Source organism: Allobosea sp. ASV33, from assembly GCF_016428755.1.
In the GTDB taxonomy this organism is placed as follows: Bacteria; Pseudomonadota; Alphaproteobacteria; order Rhizobiales; family Beijerinckiaceae; genus Allobosea.
In genome coordinates this window covers 13,398-33,621 of sequence record NZ_JAELTI010000020.1, presented here as the reverse complement: position 1 = coordinate 33,621, position 20,224 = coordinate 13,398, and the positions used below count along the sequence as shown (strand labels likewise).

The following is a 20,224-nucleotide window of genomic DNA, read 5'->3' as shown; positions in this document are numbered from 1 at the left end:
GCGCCTTGAGCGGGCGGAGCGGCGGTTTACAGTGAAACCGGGCTTGAAAAGCGGCGGACCTTGGCCGCGCCCCGGCGAAATTGTCAACCCGTTCCTGGCTTCGCAGGCGGGTTTGCCGCGCGCTGCGTGGGCGACGCCTGCGGCAGGAGAACCGGTCTCAGCGCGAAACTGCGCCGCGTCGCGCGCAGGGGTGCGCGCCGGTAGAATTGCTTGGTGGCGTCGATGATATGGACGCCGGCGAAGGGCAGCGAAAGGCCGGAACCGATCCGCTCCCAGGCCAGCGCCGAGCGCATCAGCAGCTGCCTTTGCAAGGGCGGGACATAGAGCGCCTCGGTCCAATGCTCGGGCGAGAACTCGGCGCCGCGCATCAGGGCTGAGAGCTGGCGGCGGCTGAAAGGGCGGCCCTGGCCGAAGGGCGTGCCGTCCATCCGGGCCCAGAGGCCGCGTCGGTTGGGCACGACGAGAATCATCCGTCCGCCAGGATTGAGCACGCGCGAGACCTCTTCCAGGAGGTCGTCCGGGCTTTCCGTCTCTTCCAGCGCGTGGACGAGCACGACACGGTCGATCGAGGCAGTCGGCAGCGGCAGGAGCGTCGGCTCGACCAAGGCGGAGGCGGAGAGGCCGGGCGAGGGCCAGTTCACCACGCCTTGCGCTGCCGGCATGAAGGCGATGGTCCGCTCGGCCTGCATGCCGAGCACCGAGAGATAAGGCGTCGCATAGCCTAAGCCCAGCAGGCGCTGGCGGGCGCAGTCCGGCCAGAATCGCAGCATCGCCCGGCCGATGAAGCGCCGGGCCACATGGCCGAGCGGGCTTGCATAGAAGGCGCGCAGGTCGACGACGTCGAGAGGCATGGCGCCTGAGATGGAACGCGCGGCGCCCGAACGCAAGGGCTGCCCTGCGGCGATGCCGGGTTGATCGGCGAGCGGGCATGGCCCATGCAGAGGCATGACCGCCTGCCGTTCCGGTGGGCCGACCCTGCCGGAGGAAGCCATGCCGCTCGACCTTCACGTCTTCCGCACGCTCAACGACAATGCGGGTGCGCTGCTCCACGATCCCGCCAGCGGCGCCTGCGCGGCCGTCGACGTGCCTGATGCCGGCGAGACGCTCGCCGCCGCCAAGGCCAAGGGCTGGACGATCAGCGACATCTTCATCACCCATGCCCATCACGACCACACGCAGGGCGTCGCCGAGGTGAAGCAGGCGACCGGCGCCACTGTCGTCGGCCCGGCCGATGCGCGGACCAGCGCGCCGCTCGACCGGGTCATCGGCGAGGGGGACACCGTGAGCTTCGGCGGCGAAAGCTTCGAGATCTGGCATACGCCGGGCCATTCCGACGGGCATCTCAGCTTCGTTGGGCGCAGTGCCAAGCTCGCACTGGTTGGCGACGTCGTCTTCGTGATGGGCTGCGGGCGGGTCCAGCCCGGCCAGATGGAGCGGATGTGGACCTCGCTCTCGCGCTTGATGGCGCTGCCGGGCGACACCCGCCTGCTCTGCGGCCACGACTACACCCTCGCCAATGCCCGCTTCGCCCGCTCGGTCGATCCCGCGAACGAGACCCTCAAGGCGCGCTTTGCCGAGGCCGAGACCGCCAAGGCCGAGGGCCGCTTCTGGGCACTGACCACGGTCGCCGAGGAAAAGGCGACCAATCCGTTCTTCCGTGCGGCCGAGCCGGCGCTGGCGAAGGCGGTGGGGCTGGTGGGTGCTGCACCGGGCGCGGTCTTCGCAGCCCTGCGCGAAGCCAAGAACCGGTTCTGACCGTGACAATGCGGCTCGACGGGCTCTCGGCGGCGGAGGTCATCCGCCTGCTCGATCTCAAGCCCCATCCCGAGGGCGGCTATTATCGCGAGACGTTTCGCGACGCGGCCGGGCCGGAGGGCCGGGGCTTCTCGACCGCGATCTACTATCTGCTCGATACCGGCGAGACCTCGGAATGGCACCGCGTCGATGCGGCCGAGATCTGGCACCATTATGCCGGTGCGCCATTGGTCATTACCGTCTCGCCCAATGGCCACGATGCCTCGGCGTATCATCTGGGCACGGAGCTTGCCGCCGGCCAGCGCCCGCAATTCGTGGTGCCGGCCGGCTGGTGGCAGAGTGCGACCTCGCTCGGCGCCTGGACCTTGGTCGGTTGCACGGTCGCGCCGGGTTTCGAATTCAAGGGCTTCGAGATGGCGCCGCCGGGCTGGCGGCCGACACCGCGCAAGCCGTCCGGGGGATAGGATGCTGACGAAGACGGATAACAGCGAATTGGTGCTCGGCTGCGAGCGGCGCATCATCAATGCCTGGCCGGCGTTGTCGACATTGATCGTCGGCGATTGGGTATTGCGCTTCGCCAACGGCTATTCGGGCCGGGCCAATTCGGCGACGCCGTTGAGCTATGGCGCCGAACTCGACGGCACGATGCTCGACCTGATCGAGGAGCTCTATCGTGCGGACGGATTGGTCCCTGCCATTCGCCTGACGCCGCTGGTGGCGGATGCGACGCGCGCGGCGGTGCTGGAGCGCGGCTACCGGGTCAAGGACAAGTCGTTCGGCCAGATCGCGCCGCTTGCCGGCCTTGCCGCCTCCGAGGAGCCGGAGCTGCAGATCGAGGCGCGGCCGAGCCAGGAATGGACGGCCGGGGTCGCCGCGCTCCAGAGCGGCCACAAGACCCATGTCGCCAATCTCGCTGCCATCATCGAGAAGGTCAGGTTGCCGGCCGGTTTCGCGACCTGGCTGGTCGAGGGCGAGGCTGTCGCCTTCGGCATGAGCGTGGCCGAGCGCGGCATGGCCGAGATCGGTCTGATCTGCGTCGATCCCGGCCATCGCGGCCATGGCTATGGCCGCAAGATCGTGCAGGGATTGATGGGCTGGGCCGCGGCGATGGATTGCCACAGCGCCTATCTGCAGGTCGAGCAGAGCAACGCGGTCGCGATCAACCTCTATGGCAGCCTGGGCTTCCGCGAGCTCTACCAGTACGAGACGCGGATACTGGATTGAGGGCGTCGTTCTCGGGCTTGACCCGAGAATCTCAGGCCGGAAGAGACGCCGGAACCTCCGCGTCACGAGAGATGCCCGGGTCAAGCCCGGGCAGGACGGTGAAGCTATCGCGTCAGCAGCGCCGTGCCGTAAAGGCCGAAGGCGAAGAGAGTGTGGCTGACGATATTCAGCAGCCGGATCTGGTTCGCGTTCGGCTTCTTCGAGGCGGCGATGCCCATGCCCATGCCGGGCTGCAGGGCGAACCAGCCGCAGCCGATCGTCGCCCAGCCGACGATGAGTGCCGGTAGGAAGGTCGGATTGCGCGCCCAGCCGGCCCCGGCGATGGCCAGCACGATCCCGGCGAAGGCGATGCCGACGAGGTAATGGCAGATCCAGCCGATCGCGAGCTCACCGGCGACGGGCTCGGATTTGCCGATGTCCTCATGCCAGACGCGACCGCGCGGCAGGTGCGCGAACCAGCGGCCGGGCATCGCCCAGTTCGGCTTGGGGAAGCCGAACAAGCGCAGGAACTGAGCCCAGATATCGGTGAGCGCGGTCGCGCCGATACCGATGACGATCATCCGCAAGATCAGATCCGACACGTTCCATCCCCCAGGGCCGCATCGACGCGGCTCGCTCCCTGTTGGAGCGGCGATAGCGGCAGCGGTCAACTGCGGCAGCGCGCGAGCGGGCTGCATGCGGCGCATCGACCAGGCGGGGGAACCGTGGCCGCTGCCGATGGGTTGCCTCCGCTGATCCACATCCGAGCGAGGGGGAACGACATGGCCACGGCAACCGCCGAGACGTCACGCAATGCCGCCAAGGCCGCGACCGGGCCGCATGGCGCGAGCGAACTGCCTTCCGTGGTGGTCACCAGCTATAATCTGGAGGTTCGCGACGATGACGGCTTCGTCGGCGACAAGGCGAGCCGCGGCGCCTTCATCGAACATCTCGACGCGCTGCGGAGCCATCTCAAGCGCAACGGCGACGATCCGCTCAAGGGCAAGACCGCCGAGATCAGCAAGAAAGAGCTCGATGCGCTGATCAAGGACGGCGATGCGAAGGAGGCTGCGCTGGTTCTCAGTGCCGTCGAGGGCTTCGCCCAATCGCTGGCCTTCGTCATTCGCCGCTTCGCGCGACTGAAGAGCTGGGCCGAGATCGAGCGCATCGTGGTCGGCGGCGGTTTTCGCGAGAGCCGGGTCGGCGAACTCGCCATCGCGCGGGCCGCCATCATCCTGCGGACGGAGGGGCGCGATCTCGATCTCGTGCCGATCAGCCATCATCCCGACGAGGCGGGTTTGGTCGGCAACGCCCATCTCGCGCCGAAATGGATCTTCGAGGCCTATGACAGCCTCGTTGCGGTCGATATCGGCGGCTCCAACATCCGCGCCGGCATCGTCGAGCTCAGGCAGAAGAAGGCGCCGGATTTGAGCAAGGCGCGCGTCTGGAAATCGGAGCTCTGGCGCCATGCCGACGAGGAGCCGAGCCGCGACGAGGCGATCAAGCGGCTGGGCAAGATGCTGCGCGAGCAGATCGCCAATGCCGAGAAGGAGGGCTTGCGGGTCGCGCCCTTCATCGGCGTCGGCTGCCCCGGGCTGATCCAGCCCGACGGCGCGATCGATCGCGGCGCGCAGAACCTGCCCGGCAACTGGGAAAGCAGCCGCTTCAACCTCGTCGACAGCATCCGCGCGCTCGTGCCGGAGATCGGCGAGCACGAGACCGAGGTGGTGATGCACAACGATGCGGTGATCCAGGGCCTGAGCGAAATGCCGGCCATGCAGGATGTCGATAACTGGGCGGTTCTGACGATCGGCACGGGGCTCGGCAATGCGAGCTATCACAACCGTGCCAAGGCGAAGGGCAAGGCGCGCGATTGAGGGGCTAAGCGACCGAAAGCGGCGCTTCGCCATCTTCAGGTCGCGTTTAGCGGTGATGAGGCGGCGGGGCCTGTCTCCCCGCCCCGATCCCTTTGCAAGCCCGGGAGCCCTCCGTGCCGGCCGAATTCCGCTCTTCATCTTGCCTTGCGGGCATGGCTGTGCCGAGGGTCGAGCCGGAGCCGAATCATCTGCAAGGACAGGGCCGCACCCCCATGGCAGCGCGCAGGACGCAAGCGTCGTTCCCGAGCCTGAGAGGCTTCCTGGCGGCTTGCCTGATGCTCCTGGCCGTGGCCTTTGCGGTTGCCGGCTCGGCCTTTGCCCAGACCGCGCCCGAGCCGGGCAGCCTTCGCGCCCGGCTGGACAGCGTCCGCGCCGATCTCGCCCAGATCGAGACGACGCTCGCCTCGCCCAGCCCGACCGACGCCGAATTGCAGCGGCAGCGGCTACGCCTGCAGCCTTCGCTGGACCAATTGCGTCTGATCATCGACGAGCAGGCGCCGAAGGTCGACCAGGCCAAGCTCCGGCTCGACCAGCTCGGCCCCAAGCCGGAGGCCAGCGCGCCGGCCGAGAGCGCCGAGATCGTCCGCGACCGCGAGGCGCGGGCCAAGGCCTTCGCCGATGCCGACGAGACGCTGAAGCTCGCCAAGGCCTCGCTGCTCCAGGCCGAGCAGCTCCAGAGCAGCATCGGCGACAAGCGCCGCGAGATCTTCGCCAAGGAATTGTTCGCCGCCGGTCCTTCCGTGGCGAATCCGGAGGTTTGGGGCAACGCGATCGCCACCGCGCCGGAAGACCTGCGCGCCTCCGGCTATATCTTCGGGGGCTGGCTGGAAGGGGTCAGCGACGCTCTTTCGGGCACGCGCGGGGCCGTCGTCGCCTTCGCCCTGATCGGGGCTCTCCTGCTCTATCTGGCGCGGGCGCGCTATCTGCCGCGCTTCAAGGCGCGCTTCAGCAACACGCAGGACACCGGCAACCTGCACTGCCTCTATATCGCGCTGGCCCATATCGTCGCCGGCGCCGCGCCGCCTCTTCTGGCGAGCTGGCTGATGTACAAGGCCCTGAACACGGCAGGGCTGCTGCCGCCGCGCATCCAGCCGGTGATCTGGGCCGTGGTCGTCGGCCTCGCCTTCTTCGCCTTCGTGCAGGCGCTGGCCGATGCGCTGTTCGCGCCGTCGAGCCCGCAGCGGCGCCTCGTCAAGGTGATGGACACGACGGCGCGCAGCGTCGTCTGGATCGCGGGTTCGCTGGCGGCGGTGATGTCGGTCGGCAAGGTCTTCGAGGCCTGGCTCCAGGCGATCGCCGCCGGCCTCGCCATCTCGATCATCGTCAAGGCCTTCTTCGCCATCCTGTTCGCGCTCGCGCTGATCGCCGGGCTCTACCAGATCCGCGACGACGACGAGGTCGAGCAGGAGGCCTGCCTCGGCCCCTATGTCCCGGTGGACGGCGCGAGCCTCGGGCCGGTGCGCATCCTCGGCTGGATCATCGGCTTCGCCATCATCGCGGCGGCGCTGAGCGGCTATGTCATCTTCGCGGCCTTCCTGGCCGAGCAGGCGCTCTGGGTCGGCATCGTCGCCTGCCTGTTCCTGCTGGCCTTCCAGTTCATCGATCTCGGCATTCCCCGGCTGTTCGGCGGCAAGGGCCGCTTCGCGCTCACGCTCAAGGCCGGCATGGGCCTGCGCGCCGCCACGCTCGATAAGATCTCGGTCATCGGCGTCGGCGTGCTGAAGCTCCTGCTCATCGCGGTGACGCTGCTCCTGGTGCTGGCGCCCTGGGGGCTGGAATCGAGCGATTTCCTGGTCTCGCTACGGGCGGCCTTCTTCGGCTTCCAGGTCGGCGGCGTCACGGTCTCGCTCTCGACGATCGTCGTCGGCGCCATCGTCTTCGCGATCGGCATCGGCGCGACGCGGGCGATGCAGCGCTGGCTCGAGAACCAGTTCCTGCCGACGACCGCGATGGATCCCGGCCTGCGCAACTCGATCACCACGGCCGCCGGCTATGTCGGCTATATCGCGGCGGCGGCGATCACGGTCACCGCGGTGGGCCTGAGCTTGGAGCGCCTGACGCTGGTCGCGTCGGCCCTCTCGGTCGGTATCGGTTTCGGCCTGCAGTCGGTGGTGTCGAATTTCGTCTCGGGCCTGATCCTGCTCTGGGAGCGGCCGATCCGGGTCGGAGACCAGGTTCTGGTCGGCGACATCGAGGGCATCGTCAAGCGCATCAATGTCCGCTCGACCGAGATCGCGACCTTCGACCGGGCGACGGTGATCGTCCCGAACTCGAACCTGATTTCCGGCGTGGTGCGCAACCGCGTGCGCAACGACCGGACCGGGCGCGTGCTGATCGCGCTCACCGTGCCGCGGACGCTGGATGCCGGCCAGGTGCGCGCGATGCTGTCCGAGGTCGCCTCGAACCATGGCGACGTGATGCAGAAGCCGCCGCCGGCGGTGATGTTCAAGAAGCTCGGCACCACGACCATGGATTTCGAACTCGTCTGCGTGGTCGGCGATGTCGAGATCACGGGCCGGGTCAACAGCGACCTGAATTTCGCGATCCACAAGCGCCTGGCCGAGATGGAGCCGGCCGCCGCCGTGCCGGAACTGATGGTGCGCGGGCTTGAGGGCGTGGAGCATTCGCTCGGCAGCATCGCCGAGGCGGTCGGGCGCCGCGACGGCGCGGGCAGCCGCGTGAAGCAGGACGCGCCGAAGCCGGCCGCAGCCGCTCCGGCGCGCCGCGCGCAAAAGCCGGTTGCGACGGAGGAGCCCGAGGAGGAAGAGGCCGGGGCTGCGAAGCCCGCTTCCGCCCCGGCTCCCGAGCCCGCCAAGGATGACAGCAAGGAATGATCGGATGCTCAGCTTTTTGTGCCGCGCCGCGGCTTCGCGCGCAATGACCTGCCCGGCCGCGCTTGCCGGCGCTCTCGCCATCCTCGGCGTCGCCGGCTGCACCGAGCCGCAGCGGCAGGCCCAGCCGGCCTTCTACCGCGATCTCGGCTCGGCCTCGGCGCAGGTCGATACGGAGCAGGCGCGGGCGATGATCTCGGCCTACCGACTCAATGCCGGGCTCGGGCCGCTCGTGCTCGATCCGGCGCTGGTCGAGGCCGCCCAGCGCGAAGCCACCGCCATGGCCGGTTCCGACAAGCCGGCGCAGGCCGATGCGGTCAAGGCGCGCCTCGCCCGGGAAGGGCAGCCGGGCGCGGAAGCCAATCTCTCCGCCGGCTATCGCCGCCTCGCCGAGGCCTTCTCGGGCTGGCGGGACTCGCCCCAGCACGACCGCGTCATGAAGGATGCGAAGGCCAAGCGCATGGGCATCGCCACGGCCTATGCGCCCGGCTCGAAATACCAGGTCTACTGGGCGCTGATCGTCGCGCCGTAGCCGGCGACATCCGGCCAGCGCCGCAAACTGCTGAGATGGCCGAGGGCTATAGCAACTGATTCTGCAACTTTTGGTTGCTGATTTACGCTTATGCAACCATATGCAACTTATTCTTGCATCCTATCCGATGACTCCCGTTCCGGGACCAATCTCGAGGGGTGCCGATGTCACGCCGTCCGCTTGCGCTTGTCCTGCTCGCCACCTTTGTCCTGCCGGGAGCCGCCAGCGCCCAGTCGGGCGGCCTGATCGACGTCTGCACCGGGCTTGGCGTCTCGCTTCCGGTGCTCCAGCCCCTGACCGGAGCGGCGTCCGGCCTGCTCGGAGGCCTGCTCGACCCCGTGCTCAACGGCATCGTCGGGGATGTGAACCTCAACCTGCGCGATGCGCTGAGCGGCCGAAATATCGGACTGAATATCCGCGACCAGAACGGCAATCTCGTCACGCTGCCCGGCAACTGCAAGCTCAAGGCCGACAGCGTCACGGTGGAGGGGCCGGGCGGGATCGCGATCGGTGGCGGCGAGGTCAGCGGGCTTGGCAGCACGGCCAACCCCAAGGCGAGTGCGACGGACCCGAACGCCATCGCCTTCGGCAACGGCGCCGCGACCTCCGGCGCGGCCACAGGCGCGGTCGCGATCGGCCTACGCGGAGCGGTCACGGCGGCGGACGGGGTGGCGATCGGGCGCGACAGCGCCGTCTCGGCCGCGGGCGGCATCGCGCTGGGAGCGGGATCGGTTGCCTTGCGGGCGGGCCTCGCGGGCGGAGCCGAGGCGTTTAGCGGTGTTGCGATCGCTTCGACGCAAGGGGCGTTGTCGATCGGCTCGGCCGGTAACGAGCGCCAGATCACGCATGTCGCCGGTGGCACCCAGGATACCGACGCGGTCAATCTGCGCCAGCTTCGCTCCGTCGCCAATGGCGCGGCCTCGGCTCTCGGAGGCGGTGCGGGCTTCGCTGCGAATGGCAGCTTCACCGGCCCGAGCTATGCCCTGCGCGGCGGAATCTATACGACCGTCGGCGCGGCGCTGAACGCGCTCGATCAGCAGAGCGGGGTGATCGCCGGTAACAATTCCAGCGGTTACGCACTTGCATCCGCCGCAGGCCGTGATGCGATGGCAGCCGGCTATGGCGCGCGGGCCGACGGTGCCCGCGCAACGGCGATCGGCACGCAGGCGCAAGCTAGCGGCGAGGAGAGTGTCGCGATCGGTGCCGGTGCCACCACCACGCGTCCGCGGCAGGTCGCGATCGGCACGGCGGCCAGCACCTATTCGCTGCCGGGCCTGACCTCGGGGGCGAGCCGTGCAGCACAATCCGGGCCGACGCAGGTCGTGACCACTGATGCGGCCGGCAATCTTGCCGCGCTCCCGATCGATCTCACCGCGCTCGACCAGCGCATCGACGGCGTCGCCGCCTATGCGCGCGAGGGGCGGCGCGAGGCGCGGCAGGGCATCGCGGCCGCCATGGCGATGACCGCGGCGACGATGCCGTCCCGCCCCGGCAGGACGAGCTGGAGCGGCAATACCGCGACCTACAAGGGCGAGTGGGCGGCCGGCTTCGCCGTGGCGCATCGGCTCGACGTCGCCATCCCCGTCGCGATCAATGCCGGGGTCAGCCTGGCCGGCAACAGCTTCGGCGGCGCGCGCTTCGGTGTGAGCGGCGAATTCTGAGAGGCGGGCCCGTTTGCAGGGCTGGCCATCGCGACGCTCCCGCCATTTCCTGTCAGCGGCGGCACGTCCCGCCCCTTAACCGGCGCGGCCGGTGCGGCTAGCTTACGCCGCATGCCTCCACGCCCGCGTCAGCCGATCTACCTTCCCGTCGAACAGGCCCGGCGCCTCTGGCTGCATGCCCAGCGGCTCGACCGGCGCGATCCCTTCGGGTCCGGGCCGGAGGCGGCGCGCGCCGCGGTCGAGCATCTCGGCTATGTCCAGATCGACACGATCAACGTGATCGAGCGCTGCCACCACCATATCCTCTATGCCCGCATCCCGGCCTATCGCCGGGCCGATCTCGCGCATCTGCAAACGGCCGCGAAAAGCGTCTTCGAATATTGGACGCATGCGCTGGCGTATGTTCCCACCCGGGACATCCGCTATTTCCTGCCGGCGATGAAGGCGCATCGCGAGGAGCCGAAGCGCTGGTCGGCGGTCGGCGCTCGCGAGGAGACGCGCAAGCTTTTGCGCCGCATCCGCAAGGACGGTGCGCTGTCGATCCGCGATATCGATGAGGACCTGATCGAGAAGGCGCATCTCTGGGCCAGCAAGAAGCCGTCCAAGGGTCTGCTGGAGCGCGCCTTCTACGATGGCGAACTCGCGATCTCGGCGCGTGCCGGCATGGTCAAGACCTATGAATTGTTCGACCGGCATTTCCATTGGGAGAAGAAGCCGACGCCGGCCAGCGAGCGGCAGATCACCGCCTATCTGCTCGACCGCGCGTTGACGGCGCAGGGGCTGGTCAGCCTCGATTCCATTTGCCATCTCGACGCGCCCTCCAAGAAGGCGGTGGCCGAGCTGATCGCCGCCCGCGTCCGGCGCAAGGAACTCGTTCCCGTCGCGGTGGAAGGCGCCGGCAAGACCCAGCACTGGGCGTCCCCTGCTGCGCTGGAGCCCCTTCCCGCGCCGGACGAGACGCTGATCCACATCCTTTCGCCTTTCGACCCACTGATGATCCAGCGCAAGCGGGCGAAGCTCCTGCTCGATTACGCCCATGTCTTCGAGGCCTATCTGCCGAAGGAGAAGCGGGTCTACGGCTATTTCGGCCTGCCGGTGCTGGCGGGAGAGCGCGTCGTCGCGGTGCTCGACCTCAAGACGGATCGCGCGGCCGGGAAGCTTCTGATGCAGCAATGGACCTGGCTCGACGGCTGCGAGACGCCGGCACTGAAGGCGGCGATCGAGGAGGAGTTGCAGCGTTTCGAGCGGTTCCAGCTCGGATTGGACGAGATTGCGGCGGAACCTGTGCCCGAGATCACAAAAATGCCGGCTTGATCGCTGTTGTTGCCCGGCAAGCGAGCAGGGGCAAATACCGGGATGACGAGGACCATGCGATCGGCGGCGCCTGCCGTTAGCGGGAACGCGGCCTGAATCGTGGCGATCGCGCTCCCGGCCCGGTTCGCGAGGCCCGCTCCCGGTTTGCCGGTCGCCGCGATCCTGCACGCTGCGCTGCTTTTCTGGCTGGCGTCCTTCGCGATCCAGAGCTTCGAGACCGCTCCGATCGCGGAGCAGAGCGTCGAGGTCGAATTGCAGACGCAGGAGGAATTCGAGGCACTGATCCGGCCCAAGCCGCCGACGGTCGTCGTGACACCAGCTCCTGTGCCGCCAGCGCTTCCGGCGGTGCCTCCGAAGCCGGACGAGCCTGCGCCTTCCTCGCAACCGCCCGCTCCAGGCACGCCGCCGGCGCCGGCCGAGGCCGATGGCATGATTCATCCGCCACGGATGCTGTCGCAGCGCGTGCTGGCCGATCCGCGCAGCCGCGAGACCGTCGCGCTGCTGCCTAGGCTTGCGCCGGACGAGCGCGTCGAGCAGCTCTGCGGGCTGGAGGCGATGGGCCAGATCCATGACTGGAAGCGCGATTTCGAGCCGGACCGCGTCACGGCCTATGCGCTGTCGGGTACCAAGCTTTCAGGCCGGGTCTTGACGGCGGAGGGCGCGGCCTTCCGCAGCCGGCGGCGCTGGTACGGCCTGCGCTTCGCCTGCACGGTTTCGCCCGATCTGAAACGGGTCACGGCTTTCGCCTTCCATGTCGGCGAGCCGATCCCTAGGGAGAGCTGGGACGCGCTCGGCCTGCCGGCCGTGCATTAGGGCAAAAACCCGGAAACTACCCCACGCCCTCATCCTGAGGAGGCCCGGAGCGCCGTTTCGAAGGATGACGGCTGAGGGTGTTCGGAGCGCTTCCTATGCCCCGAGCAGGTCGATCAAGGGCGGGATCAGCGGCTCGTCGGCCGGCGGCATGGCGAGTTCGCGCAATTTGCCGGGGCGGACCCATTTCAGCGCCTGGCCCTCGCGGGACATGGCCGTGCCTTCCCAGCGCCGGCAGATATAGAGCGGCATCAACAGGTGGAACTCGGGATAGGCGTAGCTCGCGAAGGTCAGTGGGGCGAGGCAATCTTCCTTCACGGTGATGCCGAGTTCCTCGGAAAGCTCGCGGATCAGCGCCGGCTCCGGCCGCTCGCCGACCTCGAGCTTGCCGCCGGGAAATTCCCACAGGCCCGCCAGCGCCTTGCCTTCCGGGCGCTGCGTGACGAGGACGCGGTTATCGGCATCGATCAGGGCGCAGGCGACGACGAGGAGCAGCTTCACAGGGGAACTCAGTTGCCGGAGAGGATGACCTGGACGGGCTCGGTTTCCTTGCCCGTCAGCGTGACGCTGTCATAGACCGAGCCGCCCTCGCGCGTGAAGGCGGTCTCCTCGCCCCAGATCACCTGGGTCGTCAGGAAGTAGGTTCCGGGCGCGACCTTGTCGAAGGCGAAGCGGCCATTCGCCTCGGCCTTGGTCGTCCGGGTGTATTCGGAATAGCCAGGGTCGACCTCGTCCTCGCGCGGATAGTTGGCGTGCGGGACATATTTGCCCTTGCCGTAGAAACTGGCGAAGCGCTCGCGGGCGAAGGCGGTGGCAGGAACGAGGCGCACGACCTGGCCGGCGGCATTGACGACCACGCCGCTCGGCTTGGTGCGGAAGGCATGGCCGGTGATGACGCCTGTTCCGGTCTTCTTGATGAAAGCGGCCTCCTCGGCGGAGAAGGCCACGGTCGCCGGCTTGCGGTCGACGCAGCCCGTGATGACGGCGCCGGCCAGCAGTGCCGTCGCGATAGTCCCGATCCTCATGAAGCCCCCACCCTGCGCGGCGCCATCGTGACGAGGAACACGCCGGCCAGGATGATGCAGCCGCCGAGGACCTGCCGCAACTCCAATGCTTCGTGCAGGACGACGACCCCGATAATCACCGCGACTGTCGGCACGAGATAGCCGGTCATCGCCGCGCGCGTCGGCCCTGCGGCCCGGATCAGGCGCATGAACACCGTGACCGGGATCGCCGTCGCCAGTACGCCGAGCGCCAGCATGGTCGGCAGGTGGTCGAGCACCGGCAGGAAGGCCGAGGGACCGAGGAAGCCGAGCGTGAGCGTCGTGGCAATCGTGCCCGAGAACATCTGCTGGCCCAGCGCCAGCCGGGCCGGTTCGCCGGTCGCGGCCGGCACCGAGCGGACATAGAGATTGGCGGTGGTGTAGCTCAGCGCCGCGCCGACCATGGCCAGAACGCTGAGCGCCGTCCCGCCGCCCTCGAACAGGCGCGGGCCGATCAGCATGGCGACGCCGGCCATGCCGAGCAGGATGCCGGCGACCCGGCGCCGGTTCAGCCGCTCCTCCGCGAAGAAGAGATGGGCGCCGAGCGCGGTGACGAGCGGGCTCGCCGCCTGGATCATCGCCGCCGGGCCACTGGGGAGCTGCGTCAGCGCATAGGCGACGAGCACGTTCGGCAGCCAGCCATTGGTGGTACCGAGCACGAGCCATGGCACGATCTCGGCCCGGCGCGGCAGCGGGTTCTGCCGGCGCCACAGGCTCCAGAGCGCGAGCGCGGCCGCGCCCAGCAGCCCGCGCCCGGCCGCGATCGCGAGCGCCGGAACCTGCCCGCTCATCAGCTTGATGAACAGGTAGCTCGAGCCCCAGAGCAGGGCGCAGATCGCGAGATTGACGGCGATGAAGCTGCGGCTGGGATCCGCCGATGCCTCAGGAGCGGTAATCGCCATTGATCTCGACATAGGCCTTGGTCAGGTCGCAGGTCCAGACCGTGGCCTTGCCGCGCCCGATGCCGAGATCGGCGGTGATGACGATCGAATCGCCCTTCATGTAGTCGGAGACCGCGACTTCGTCATAGGAGGGGGCGCGGGCACCTTGCTTCGCGACGACGATATCGCCGAAGCCGATATCGAGCCTGTCGCGGTCGGCCGGCTCGCCGGCCTTGCCGACGGCCATGACGACGCGGCCCCAATTGGCGTCCTCGCCGGCGATGGCGGTCTTGACCAGCGGCGAATTGGCGATCGAGAGCGCGACGCGCTTGGCCGAGCGTGCCGACGTCGCGCCGGTGACGCGCACTTCGACGAACTTCCGCGCGCCTTCGCCGTCCTTGCAGACGAGATGGGCGAGCTCCAGCAGGATCGAATTCAGCGCCCGCTTGAAGCCTGAAAGCCTGTTGTCGTTGATCTCGTTGATCGCCGGTACACCGCGCGCCGCGGCTTTGCCGGTAGCGAAGAGCATCAGCGTGTCCGAGGTCGAGGTGTCGCTGTCGACGGTCACCGCGTTGAACGAACCCTTCACGCCCTTGGAGAGCAGGGCCTGCAGCACGGGGGCGGCGATCGGCGCATCGGTGAAGACGAAAGACAGCATCGTCGCCATGTCCGGCGCGATCATGCCGGCGCCCTTGGCGATGCCGGCGATGACGACCTCCTGGCCGTCGATCCTGGCCTTGCGGGTCAGCGCCTTCGGGAAGGTGTCGGTGGTCATGATCGCGCGGGCGGCGTCGATCCAGGGGCCGTCCGCGGCGCGCTTGGCGCATTCGTCGAGCACGCCCTTGAACTTGGTCGCGTCGAGCGGCTCGCCGATCACGCCGGTCGAGGCGATAAACACCTCCTCCGGCTTGCAACCGGCCGCCTTGGCGGCGATCTCGGCGGTCAGCTTGACGGAATCACGGCCTTTCAGGCCGGTGAAGGCGTTGGCGTTGCCGGAATTGACGACGACGGCGCGGGCCGAACCCTGCTTCAGGTTCTCGCGGCACCAGTCGACCGGCGCGGAGGGGCATTTCGAACGGGTGAAGACGCCGGCGACCTGCGTGCCTTCGTCGAGCAGCGCGAACCAGACGTCCTGGCGGCCCTTGTAACGGATGCCGGCCTCGGCAGTGGCGAAGCGCACGCCCGGAACGGCTGGAACCTTGGGCTGGCGCTTGGGCGCGAGCGGGGAAACGGGGACATCCTTGCCGGCCATCGCGACTTCCTCCTGCGGAGCGCTGCTGGAAGACCGGCGAATCGTTCTCATCGCCGGGCAGCGCGTCTCGTTCGAAAGCCCTCTGCCGCAGGCCGATGACGAAAACAAGAAGGGCGGCCGCAAGGGCCGCCCTCCAAAATCGCGTGAGACGGAGCGAAACGCTCAGTTCTTCTTCGGCTCGGCCGGCTTGGCGGCGTCCGGAGCCGGGGCGGCAGGCGCGGCCGGCTTGTCGAGGCGCTCGACCTTGGCCTTCTCGCGCATGGCTATCACGAGGTCCTGCTGGGCCTTGCGCTCGAGATACTGGTCGATCTGCGGCTTCACCGCCGCGAAGTCCGGCAGCGGCTTGGAGCGCTTGTCCTCGAGCTTGATGACGTGCCAGCCGAACTGGCTCTTCACCGGCTCTGAAATCTCGCCCTTCTTCAGCTTGAAGGCGGCTTCGGCGAATTCCGGCACCATGCGGTCCTTGGTGAACCAGCCGAGATCGCCGCCCTCCTTGCCGGAGCCCGGGTCCTTGGAGAGCTCGGCGGCGACCTTGGCGAAATCCTCACCCTTCTTCAGCCGCTCGACCGCGGCCTTGGCCTGCGCCTCGTCCTCGACGAGGATGTGACGGGCATGGACTTCCTCCTCCGGCGCCATCGCCTTGGTGGTGTCGTCGAAGAGCTTCTTGGCGGCTTCGGGGGTGACGGCCTTCTTGCCCTCGCGGGTCAGATATTCGTCGAGCAGAACCTTCTCGCGGTAATAGGCGAGGCGGGCGGCGAAATCGGGGGTGTCGCCGATCTTGGCTTCGGCCGCGGCCTTGGCGCCGAGCTTGAGGTCGACGAGATAGTTGATGACTTCGTCGCGCTTGCGCTCCTCGGGGAGCTGGGCCAGGCGCTCGCCGAGATCCTCGGTGGCGAGCTGGATGTCCTTCTCGGTGATCGCGATGCCGTCGACCTTGGCGACGACCTTGTCGGCCTGGGCGAAGGCCGGGCCCGCCAGCAGCGCGAAGCCGAGGACGGCGATGAAACGGGCTGAGCTCATGAATGACGGCCTTTCGTCGGAACCGAGGCGGTTTGGCGGCTGCACTGCCCGATCAACGCGGCAAAGGCAAGGCGGTTCAGGAGGCCGCGGCGGCCGATCACGCAGCTTTGCACCGCCCCGGATGCCGCAGCGTCCGATGATCTTGAGCGCAGGCTCTTGGAAGGGGAGCGGAAAAACCCCACATCCAGAGCCGAATTCACTTGCCGTTTCGGTGCCGATTGGTCGAAACGCACGCTGGACCCTGCCCGCGCTCGCGTCTAAACACGCGGTCGCATTTCGAGAATACCGAACCTCCGGTTCGCGCGCGACAAGCGATACGCGCCGGCCGGGGGCTCAACGCATCACCTGAAAGGCCCAACATGCTTGGCGCGCTCGCAAAGAAACTCTTCGGCTCGTCGAATGACCGCCGCGTCAAGGGCTATCAGCCCCGCGTCGCGGCGATCAACGCCCTGGAGACGGAGATCGCCGCGCTGAGCGACGAGGCTCTGAAGGCGCGCACCGAGGAGTTCAAGAAGCAGATCGCCGAAGGCAAGAAGCTCGACGATCTCCTGGTCCCGGCCTTCGCCACGGTGCGCGAGGCGGCCAAGCGCGTGCTCGGCCAGCGACCCTACGATGTCCAGCTCGTCGGCGGCATGGTGCTGCACGAGGGCGCCATCGCCGAGATGAAGACCGGCGAAGGCAAGACGCTGGTCGCGACCCTGCCGACCTATCTCAATGCGCTCGAAGGCAAGGGCGTCCATGTCGTCACGGTCAACGACTATCTCGCCCGGCGCGACGCCGAGTGGATGGCCAAGCTCTACAATTTCCTCGGCCTGACCGTCGGCATCATCGTGCACGGCCTCGACGACGAGGAGCGCCAGCGCGCCTATGCCTGCGACATCACCTACGGCACGAACAACGAGTTCGGCTTCGACTATCTCCGCGACAACATGAAATACGACGTCGCGCAGATGAGCCAGCGCGGCCACCATTTCGCGATCGTCGACGAGGTCGACTCGATCCTGGTCGACGAAGCCCGCACGCCGCTGATCATCTCCGGCCCGCTCGACGACAAGTCGGACCTCTATGTCTCGATCGACAAGGTGCTGCCGGGCCTCGTCCCGGCCGATTACGAGGTCGACGAGAAGCAACGCACCGTGGCACTGACGGAAGCCGGCAACGATCACATCGAGGAATTGCTGCGCGAGGCCGGGATATTGAAAGAGGGCGATCTCTATGACGCCCACAACGTCACGCTGGTCCACCACGTCAATCAGGCGTTGCGCGCGCATTCGCTGTTCACCCGCGACAAGGACTATATCGTCCGCAACGACGAGGTCGTGATCATCGACGAGTTCACCGGCCGCATGATGCCGGGCCGGCGCTATTCGGAGGGCCTGCATCAGGCGCTGGAAGCCAAGGAGCACGTCACCGTCCAGCCCGAGAACGCGACGCTGGCCTCGATCACCTTCCAGAACTATTTCCGCCTGTATCAGAAGCTCGCCGGCATGACCGGCACGGCGGCGACCGAGGCCGACGAGTTCTTCCAGATCTACAAGCTCGAGGTCGTCGAGATTCCGACCAACGTTCCCGTCGCCCGCAAGGACGAGGACGACGAGGTCTATCGCACCTTCGAGGAGAAGGTCCGCGGCGTCATCCGCGAAATCCAGGCCGCGCAGGAGAACGGCCAGCCGGTGCTGGTCGGCACCACCTCGATCGAGCGCTCGGAGCTGATCGCCGAGATGCTGGAGAAGGCGGGCTACAAGCTCATCGACTTCACCGACCCGACCGCGCTGGAGCCGGTCTATGCTGCTGCCCGCGAGGGCAAGACGACCAAGGCCTTCGCGGTGCTGAACGCCCGCTTCCACGAGCAGGAAGCCTATATCGTCGCGCAGGCCGGCGTGCCCGGCGCGATCACCATCGCCACCAACATGGCCGGCCGCGGCACCGACATCCAGCTCGGCGGCAACGCCGACATGCGGATCTCGCACGACCTTGCCGGCATGGAGGAAGGCCCGGAGCGCGACGCGAAGGCCGCCGCCATCCGCGCCGAGGTCGCCGATTTCAAGCAGCGCGTGCTCAAGTCCGGCGGGCTCTACATCGTCGGCACCGAGCGCCACGAGAGCCGCCGCATCGATAACCAGCTCCGCGGCCGTGCCGGCCGCCAGGGCGATCCCGGCCGCTCCAAGTTCTTCCTGTCTTTGCAGGACGACCTGATGCGCATCTTCGGTTCCGACCGGATGGACGGCATGCTGACCAAGCTCGGCCTCAAGGAGGACGAGGCGATCGTCCATCCCTGGATCAACAAGGCGGTCGAGAAGGCGCAGGGCAAGGTCGAGGCGCGCAATTTCGACATCCGCAAGAACATCCTGAAATACGACGACGTCATGAACGACCAGCGCAAGGTCGTGTTCGAGCAGCGCCGCGACTTCATGCGCCAGGCGAGCGTGCGCGAGACCATCGACGACATGCGCCATGGCGTGGTCGAGGATGTCGTCGCCCGCCACATCCCGGAAGAGGCCTATCCCGAGCAGTGGGATACCGCCGGCCTCAAGCAGGAGGTGATCCAGCATCTCAACCTCGATCTGCCGATCGAGGACTGGGCCAAGGAAGAGGGCATCGCCGACAGCGAGATACGCGAGCGCATCCGCAAGCTCGCCGACGATGACTATGCCGAGCGCATCGCGCGCAACAGCGACGAGGTCATGACCTATGTCGAGAAGCAGGTGCTGCTGCAGTCGCTCGATCATCTCTGGCGCGAGCATCTGGTCACGCTCGACCATCTCAGGCAGGTCATCGGCTGGCGCGGCCTCGCCCAGCGCGACCCGCTGCAGGAATACAAGCAGGAGGCCTTCGAGCTGTTCGACGGGCTGATCGGCCATCTGCGCCAGCAGGTCACCGGCCATCTCTCGCGCATCGAAGTGCGCTTCGACCAGCCGGAGGATCAGGCGCCGGCGCAGGTGCAGGACGGGGCTGGATCGGGCTTCGGCGATTATGGCGCGACCGGCGTGCAGTTCGCCGCCACCGATGCCGACACGGCCGTGCTCGACCGCAATCCGGACGATCCGGAGAGCTGGGGCAAGGTCGGCCGCAACGAGCCGTGCCCCTGCGGCTCCGGCAAGAAGTTCAAGCACTGCCACGGCCAGTTCGCCTGAGGCAGGGCATTTCTGAATGCGTTCGATGCCCGGCCTTCGTGCCGGGCATTGTCGTTTGAGGCTGCAACACCTTGTCATTCCGGTGCGTGCCGCAGGCACGAACCCGGAATCCACGACTTGATGGGGCCTTCAAAACGTCGTTGCAGACGGCTCACCCAGCCGTGGGTTCCGGGTTCTTCGCTGCGCGAAGCCCCGGAAAGACAACCGCCCTGCGCCGGATCGACGCAGGAATTGTTCGGGTCGCATTTACGCCTCGGTAACACTCTCCTTTCCAAGTTGGCCGCGATGAAAGGAGATGAGACCATGTTCAAGACAGCGCTTTCGACCGCCTGCCTCGTCGCTCTGACGAGTACTGTTGTACAGGCGGCGGGCCCCACATCCCTGGGTCAGTTCGGGGATTGGAATGCGGCCACTTACGCAAAGGGCGATCTGGCGCGTTGCTTCATCATGAGCAAGCCTTCGTCAGAAGAACCCTCGAATTTGCGTCATGGCGAAGTATTTTTCTTCGTCCAGACCGGCGATAAGGCCTCGAATACGGAATCGAGTTTCCAGGCGGGCTATGACTTCGCCCGGGACTCGGTCGTCACCGTCACCATCGGCGATGACAGCTTCCGCATGCTGACCGAGGGCAGCAATGCCTGGCTCGAACGGCTGGAGCGTGAGCCGGCGCTGCTCGCGGCGATGCGGGCAGGCAGCACCATGACGCTCGAAGCGCGCTCGCTGCGCGGCAACGTCACCACCTATCAGTTCTCGCTCGCGGGCGTGACCGCGGCGTCGCGCATGCTGGCGCGCTGCGATACGAACGCGACGCAGAGCTGACGCAGGTTTTTGGGGCGAGCCGCCGCTGCGGATGGCTTGCCCCTCGATACCTCCGCTTGCATCCGGCCTTCGCAAGCGCCAGTTTGAGGCTC

General features: G+C 67.6%; 18 protein-coding genes. 11 read left to right on the top strand and 7 right to left on the bottom strand.

What is annotated here, in order from left to right:
- Nucleotides 1-83: 83 nt before the first annotated feature.
- Complete coding sequence (locus JHD80_RS08880) at nucleotides 84-851, bottom strand: class I SAM-dependent methyltransferase (protein ID WP_199086167.1); 768 nt, start codon at nucleotides 849-851, stop codon at nucleotides 84-86.
- 139 nt (nucleotides 852-990) lie between these two features.
- Here JHD80_RS08880 and gloB point away from each other — a divergent pair, with 139 nt between their 5' ends.
- The 3 genes from gloB to JHD80_RS08865 are packed head-to-tail and all read left to right on the top strand — an operon-like array spanning nucleotide 991 to nucleotide 2,979.
- The gene (gloB, locus tag JHD80_RS08875) at nucleotides 991-1,755 is read left to right on the top strand and encodes a hydroxyacylglutathione hydrolase (protein WP_199086224.1); all 765 of its coding nucleotides are present in this window, start codon (nucleotides 991-993) and stop codon (nucleotides 1,753-1,755) included.
- Nucleotides 1,756-1,763: 8 nt separating this feature from the next.
- Entirely contained in the window at nucleotides 1,764-2,219 is a 456-nt protein-coding gene (locus tag JHD80_RS08870) for a cupin domain-containing protein (protein ID WP_199086222.1), read from the top strand.
- Between the two features lies 1 nt (nucleotide 2,220).
- On the top strand, nucleotides 2,221-2,979 hold the full coding sequence (locus JHD80_RS08865) for a GNAT family N-acetyltransferase (RefSeq protein WP_199086165.1): 759 nt from the start codon (nucleotides 2,221-2,223) through the stop codon (nucleotides 2,977-2,979).
- Between the two features lie 104 nt (nucleotides 2,980-3,083).
- Here JHD80_RS08865 and JHD80_RS08860 read toward each other — a convergent pair whose 3' ends face one another.
- The gene (locus JHD80_RS08860; RefSeq protein WP_248311451.1) at nucleotides 3,084-3,539 is read right to left on the bottom strand and encodes a DUF2938 domain-containing protein; all 456 of its coding nucleotides are present in this window, start codon (nucleotides 3,537-3,539) and stop codon (nucleotides 3,084-3,086) included.
- A 201-nt stretch (nucleotides 3,540-3,740) separates the two neighbouring features.
- Between JHD80_RS08860 and JHD80_RS08855 the strand changes: the two genes are divergently transcribed.
- The 6 genes from JHD80_RS08855 to JHD80_RS29270 all read left to right on the top strand — a co-directional run bounded on the left by JHD80_RS08855 (nucleotide 3,741) and on the right by JHD80_RS29270 (nucleotide 11,986).
- Nucleotides 3,741-4,835 (top strand): ROK family protein, encoded by a 1,095-nt coding sequence (locus tag JHD80_RS08855; RefSeq protein WP_199086161.1) that lies wholly within the window; start codon nucleotides 3,741-3,743, stop codon nucleotides 4,833-4,835.
- Between the two features lie 275 nt (nucleotides 4,836-5,110).
- Nucleotides 5,111-7,669 carry a DUF3772 domain-containing protein gene (locus tag JHD80_RS08850; RefSeq protein WP_210339839.1) on the top strand — a complete coding sequence of 853 codons (2,559 nt, stop codon included), beginning with the start codon at nucleotides 5,111-5,113 and terminating at the stop codon, nucleotides 7,667-7,669.
- A gap of 4 nt (nucleotides 7,670-7,673) precedes the next feature.
- Nucleotides 7,674-8,198, top strand: coding sequence for a CAP domain-containing protein (locus JHD80_RS08845; protein WP_248311448.1), 525 nt, complete (start codon nucleotides 7,674-7,676; stop codon nucleotides 8,196-8,198).
- Nucleotides 8,199-8,362: 164 nt separating this feature from the next.
- Nucleotides 8,363-9,859 carry a hypothetical protein gene (locus tag JHD80_RS08840; protein ID WP_199086157.1) on the top strand — a complete coding sequence of 499 codons (1,497 nt, stop codon included), beginning with the start codon at nucleotides 8,363-8,365 and terminating at the stop codon, nucleotides 9,857-9,859.
- 111 nt (nucleotides 9,860-9,970) lie between these two features.
- A complete protein-coding gene (locus tag JHD80_RS08835) occupies nucleotides 9,971-11,173 on the top strand; it encodes a winged helix-turn-helix domain-containing protein (protein ID WP_199086155.1) in 1,203 nt (400 codons plus the stop codon).
- A 99-nt stretch (nucleotides 11,174-11,272) separates the two neighbouring features.
- Nucleotides 11,273-11,986, top strand: coding sequence for a DUF930 domain-containing protein (locus JHD80_RS29270; protein WP_349237235.1), 714 nt, complete (start codon nucleotides 11,273-11,275; stop codon nucleotides 11,984-11,986).
- A gap of 93 nt (nucleotides 11,987-12,079) precedes the next feature.
- Here JHD80_RS29270 and mutT read toward each other — a convergent pair whose 3' ends face one another.
- The 5 genes from mutT to JHD80_RS08805 all read right to left on the bottom strand — a co-directional run bounded on the left by mutT (nucleotide 12,080) and on the right by JHD80_RS08805 (nucleotide 16,179).
- Nucleotides 12,080-12,496, bottom strand: coding sequence for an 8-oxo-dGTP diphosphatase MutT (mutT, locus tag JHD80_RS08825; protein WP_199086217.1), 417 nt, complete (start codon nucleotides 12,494-12,496; stop codon nucleotides 12,080-12,082).
- Nucleotides 12,493-13,008: a carboxypeptidase regulatory-like domain-containing protein gene (locus JHD80_RS08820; protein ID WP_199086153.1), complete on the bottom strand. Its 516-nt coding sequence runs from the start codon at nucleotides 13,006-13,008 to the stop codon at nucleotides 12,493-12,495. Before JHD80_RS08820 ends, mutT begins: the two co-directional genes overlap by 4 nt.
- Nucleotides 13,005-13,928, bottom strand: a complete 924-nt coding sequence (locus JHD80_RS08815) for a DMT family transporter (RefSeq protein WP_199086151.1) — start codon at nucleotides 13,926-13,928, stop codon at nucleotides 13,005-13,007. The genes JHD80_RS08820 and JHD80_RS08815 overlap by 4 nt, the downstream gene beginning before the upstream one ends.
- Nucleotides 13,909-15,159: a bifunctional glutamate N-acetyltransferase/amino-acid acetyltransferase ArgJ gene (gene argJ / locus JHD80_RS08810; RefSeq protein ID WP_199086149.1), complete on the bottom strand. Its 1,251-nt coding sequence runs from the start codon at nucleotides 15,157-15,159 to the stop codon at nucleotides 13,909-13,911. The genes JHD80_RS08815 and argJ overlap by 20 nt, the downstream gene beginning before the upstream one ends.
- A 162-nt stretch (nucleotides 15,160-15,321) precedes the next feature.
- The gene (locus tag JHD80_RS08805) at nucleotides 15,322-16,179 is read right to left on the bottom strand and encodes a peptidylprolyl isomerase (RefSeq protein WP_199086147.1); all 858 of its coding nucleotides are present in this window, start codon (nucleotides 16,177-16,179) and stop codon (nucleotides 15,322-15,324) included.
- A gap of 359 nt (nucleotides 16,180-16,538) precedes the next feature.
- Between JHD80_RS08805 and secA the strand changes: the two genes are divergently transcribed.
- On the top strand, nucleotides 16,539-19,313 hold the full coding sequence (gene secA / locus JHD80_RS08800; RefSeq protein WP_199086145.1) for a preprotein translocase subunit SecA: 2,775 nt from the start codon (nucleotides 16,539-16,541) through the stop codon (nucleotides 19,311-19,313).
- Between the two features lie 303 nt (nucleotides 19,314-19,616).
- The gene (locus JHD80_RS08795) at nucleotides 19,617-20,132 is read left to right on the top strand and encodes an invasion associated locus B family protein (protein WP_199086143.1); all 516 of its coding nucleotides are present in this window, start codon (nucleotides 19,617-19,619) and stop codon (nucleotides 20,130-20,132) included.
- Nucleotides 20,133-20,224: the final 92 nt, after the last annotated feature.

What these genes read in the sequence shown, in the direction of transcription:
- JHD80_RS08860 (WP_248311451.1), bottom strand. Translation starts at nt 3,539, where the DNA reads ATGATCGTCATCGGTATCGGCGCGACCGCGCTCACCGATATCTGGGCT.
- JHD80_RS08840 (WP_199086157.1), top strand. Translation starts at nt 8,363, where the DNA reads ATGTCACGCCGTCCGCTTGCGCTTGTCCTGCTCGCCACCTTTGTCCTG.
- JHD80_RS08795 (WP_199086143.1), top strand. Translation starts at nt 19,617, where the DNA reads ATGTTCAAGACAGCGCTTTCGACCGCCTGCCTCGTCGCTCTGACGAGT.
- JHD80_RS08835 (WP_199086155.1), top strand. Translation starts at nt 9,971, where the DNA reads ATGCCTCCACGCCCGCGTCAGCCGATCTACCTTCCCGTCGAACAGGCC.
- secA (WP_199086145.1), top strand. Translation starts at nt 16,539, where the DNA reads ATGCTTGGCGCGCTCGCAAAGAAACTCTTCGGCTCGTCGAATGACCGC.
- JHD80_RS08850 (WP_210339839.1), top strand. Translation starts at nt 5,111, where the DNA reads ATGCTCCTGGCCGTGGCCTTTGCGGTTGCCGGCTCGGCCTTTGCCCAG.
- gloB (WP_199086224.1), top strand. Translation starts at nt 991, where the DNA reads ATGCCGCTCGACCTTCACGTCTTCCGCACGCTCAACGACAATGCGGGT.
- JHD80_RS08865 (WP_199086165.1), top strand. Translation starts at nt 2,221, where the DNA reads ATGCTGACGAAGACGGATAACAGCGAATTGGTGCTCGGCTGCGAGCGG.
- JHD80_RS08815 (WP_199086151.1), bottom strand. Translation starts at nt 13,928, where the DNA reads ATGGCGATTACCGCTCCTGAGGCATCGGCGGATCCCAGCCGCAGCTTC.
- JHD80_RS08820 (WP_199086153.1), bottom strand. Translation starts at nt 13,008, where the DNA reads ATGAGGATCGGGACTATCGCGACGGCACTGCTGGCCGGCGCCGTCATC.
- JHD80_RS08855 (WP_199086161.1), top strand. Translation starts at nt 3,741, where the DNA reads ATGGCCACGGCAACCGCCGAGACGTCACGCAATGCCGCCAAGGCCGCG.
- JHD80_RS08845 (WP_248311448.1), top strand. Translation starts at nt 7,674, where the DNA reads ATGCTCAGCTTTTTGTGCCGCGCCGCGGCTTCGCGCGCAATGACCTGC.
- JHD80_RS08805 (WP_199086147.1), bottom strand. Translation starts at nt 16,179, where the DNA reads ATGAGCTCAGCCCGTTTCATCGCCGTCCTCGGCTTCGCGCTGCTGGCG.
- JHD80_RS08870 (WP_199086222.1), top strand. Translation starts at nt 1,764, where the DNA reads ATGCGGCTCGACGGGCTCTCGGCGGCGGAGGTCATCCGCCTGCTCGAT.
- JHD80_RS08880 (WP_199086167.1), bottom strand. Translation starts at nt 851, where the DNA reads ATGCCTCTCGACGTCGTCGACCTGCGCGCCTTCTATGCAAGCCCGCTC.
- argJ (WP_199086149.1), bottom strand. Translation starts at nt 15,159, where the DNA reads ATGGCCGGCAAGGATGTCCCCGTTTCCCCGCTCGCGCCCAAGCGCCAG.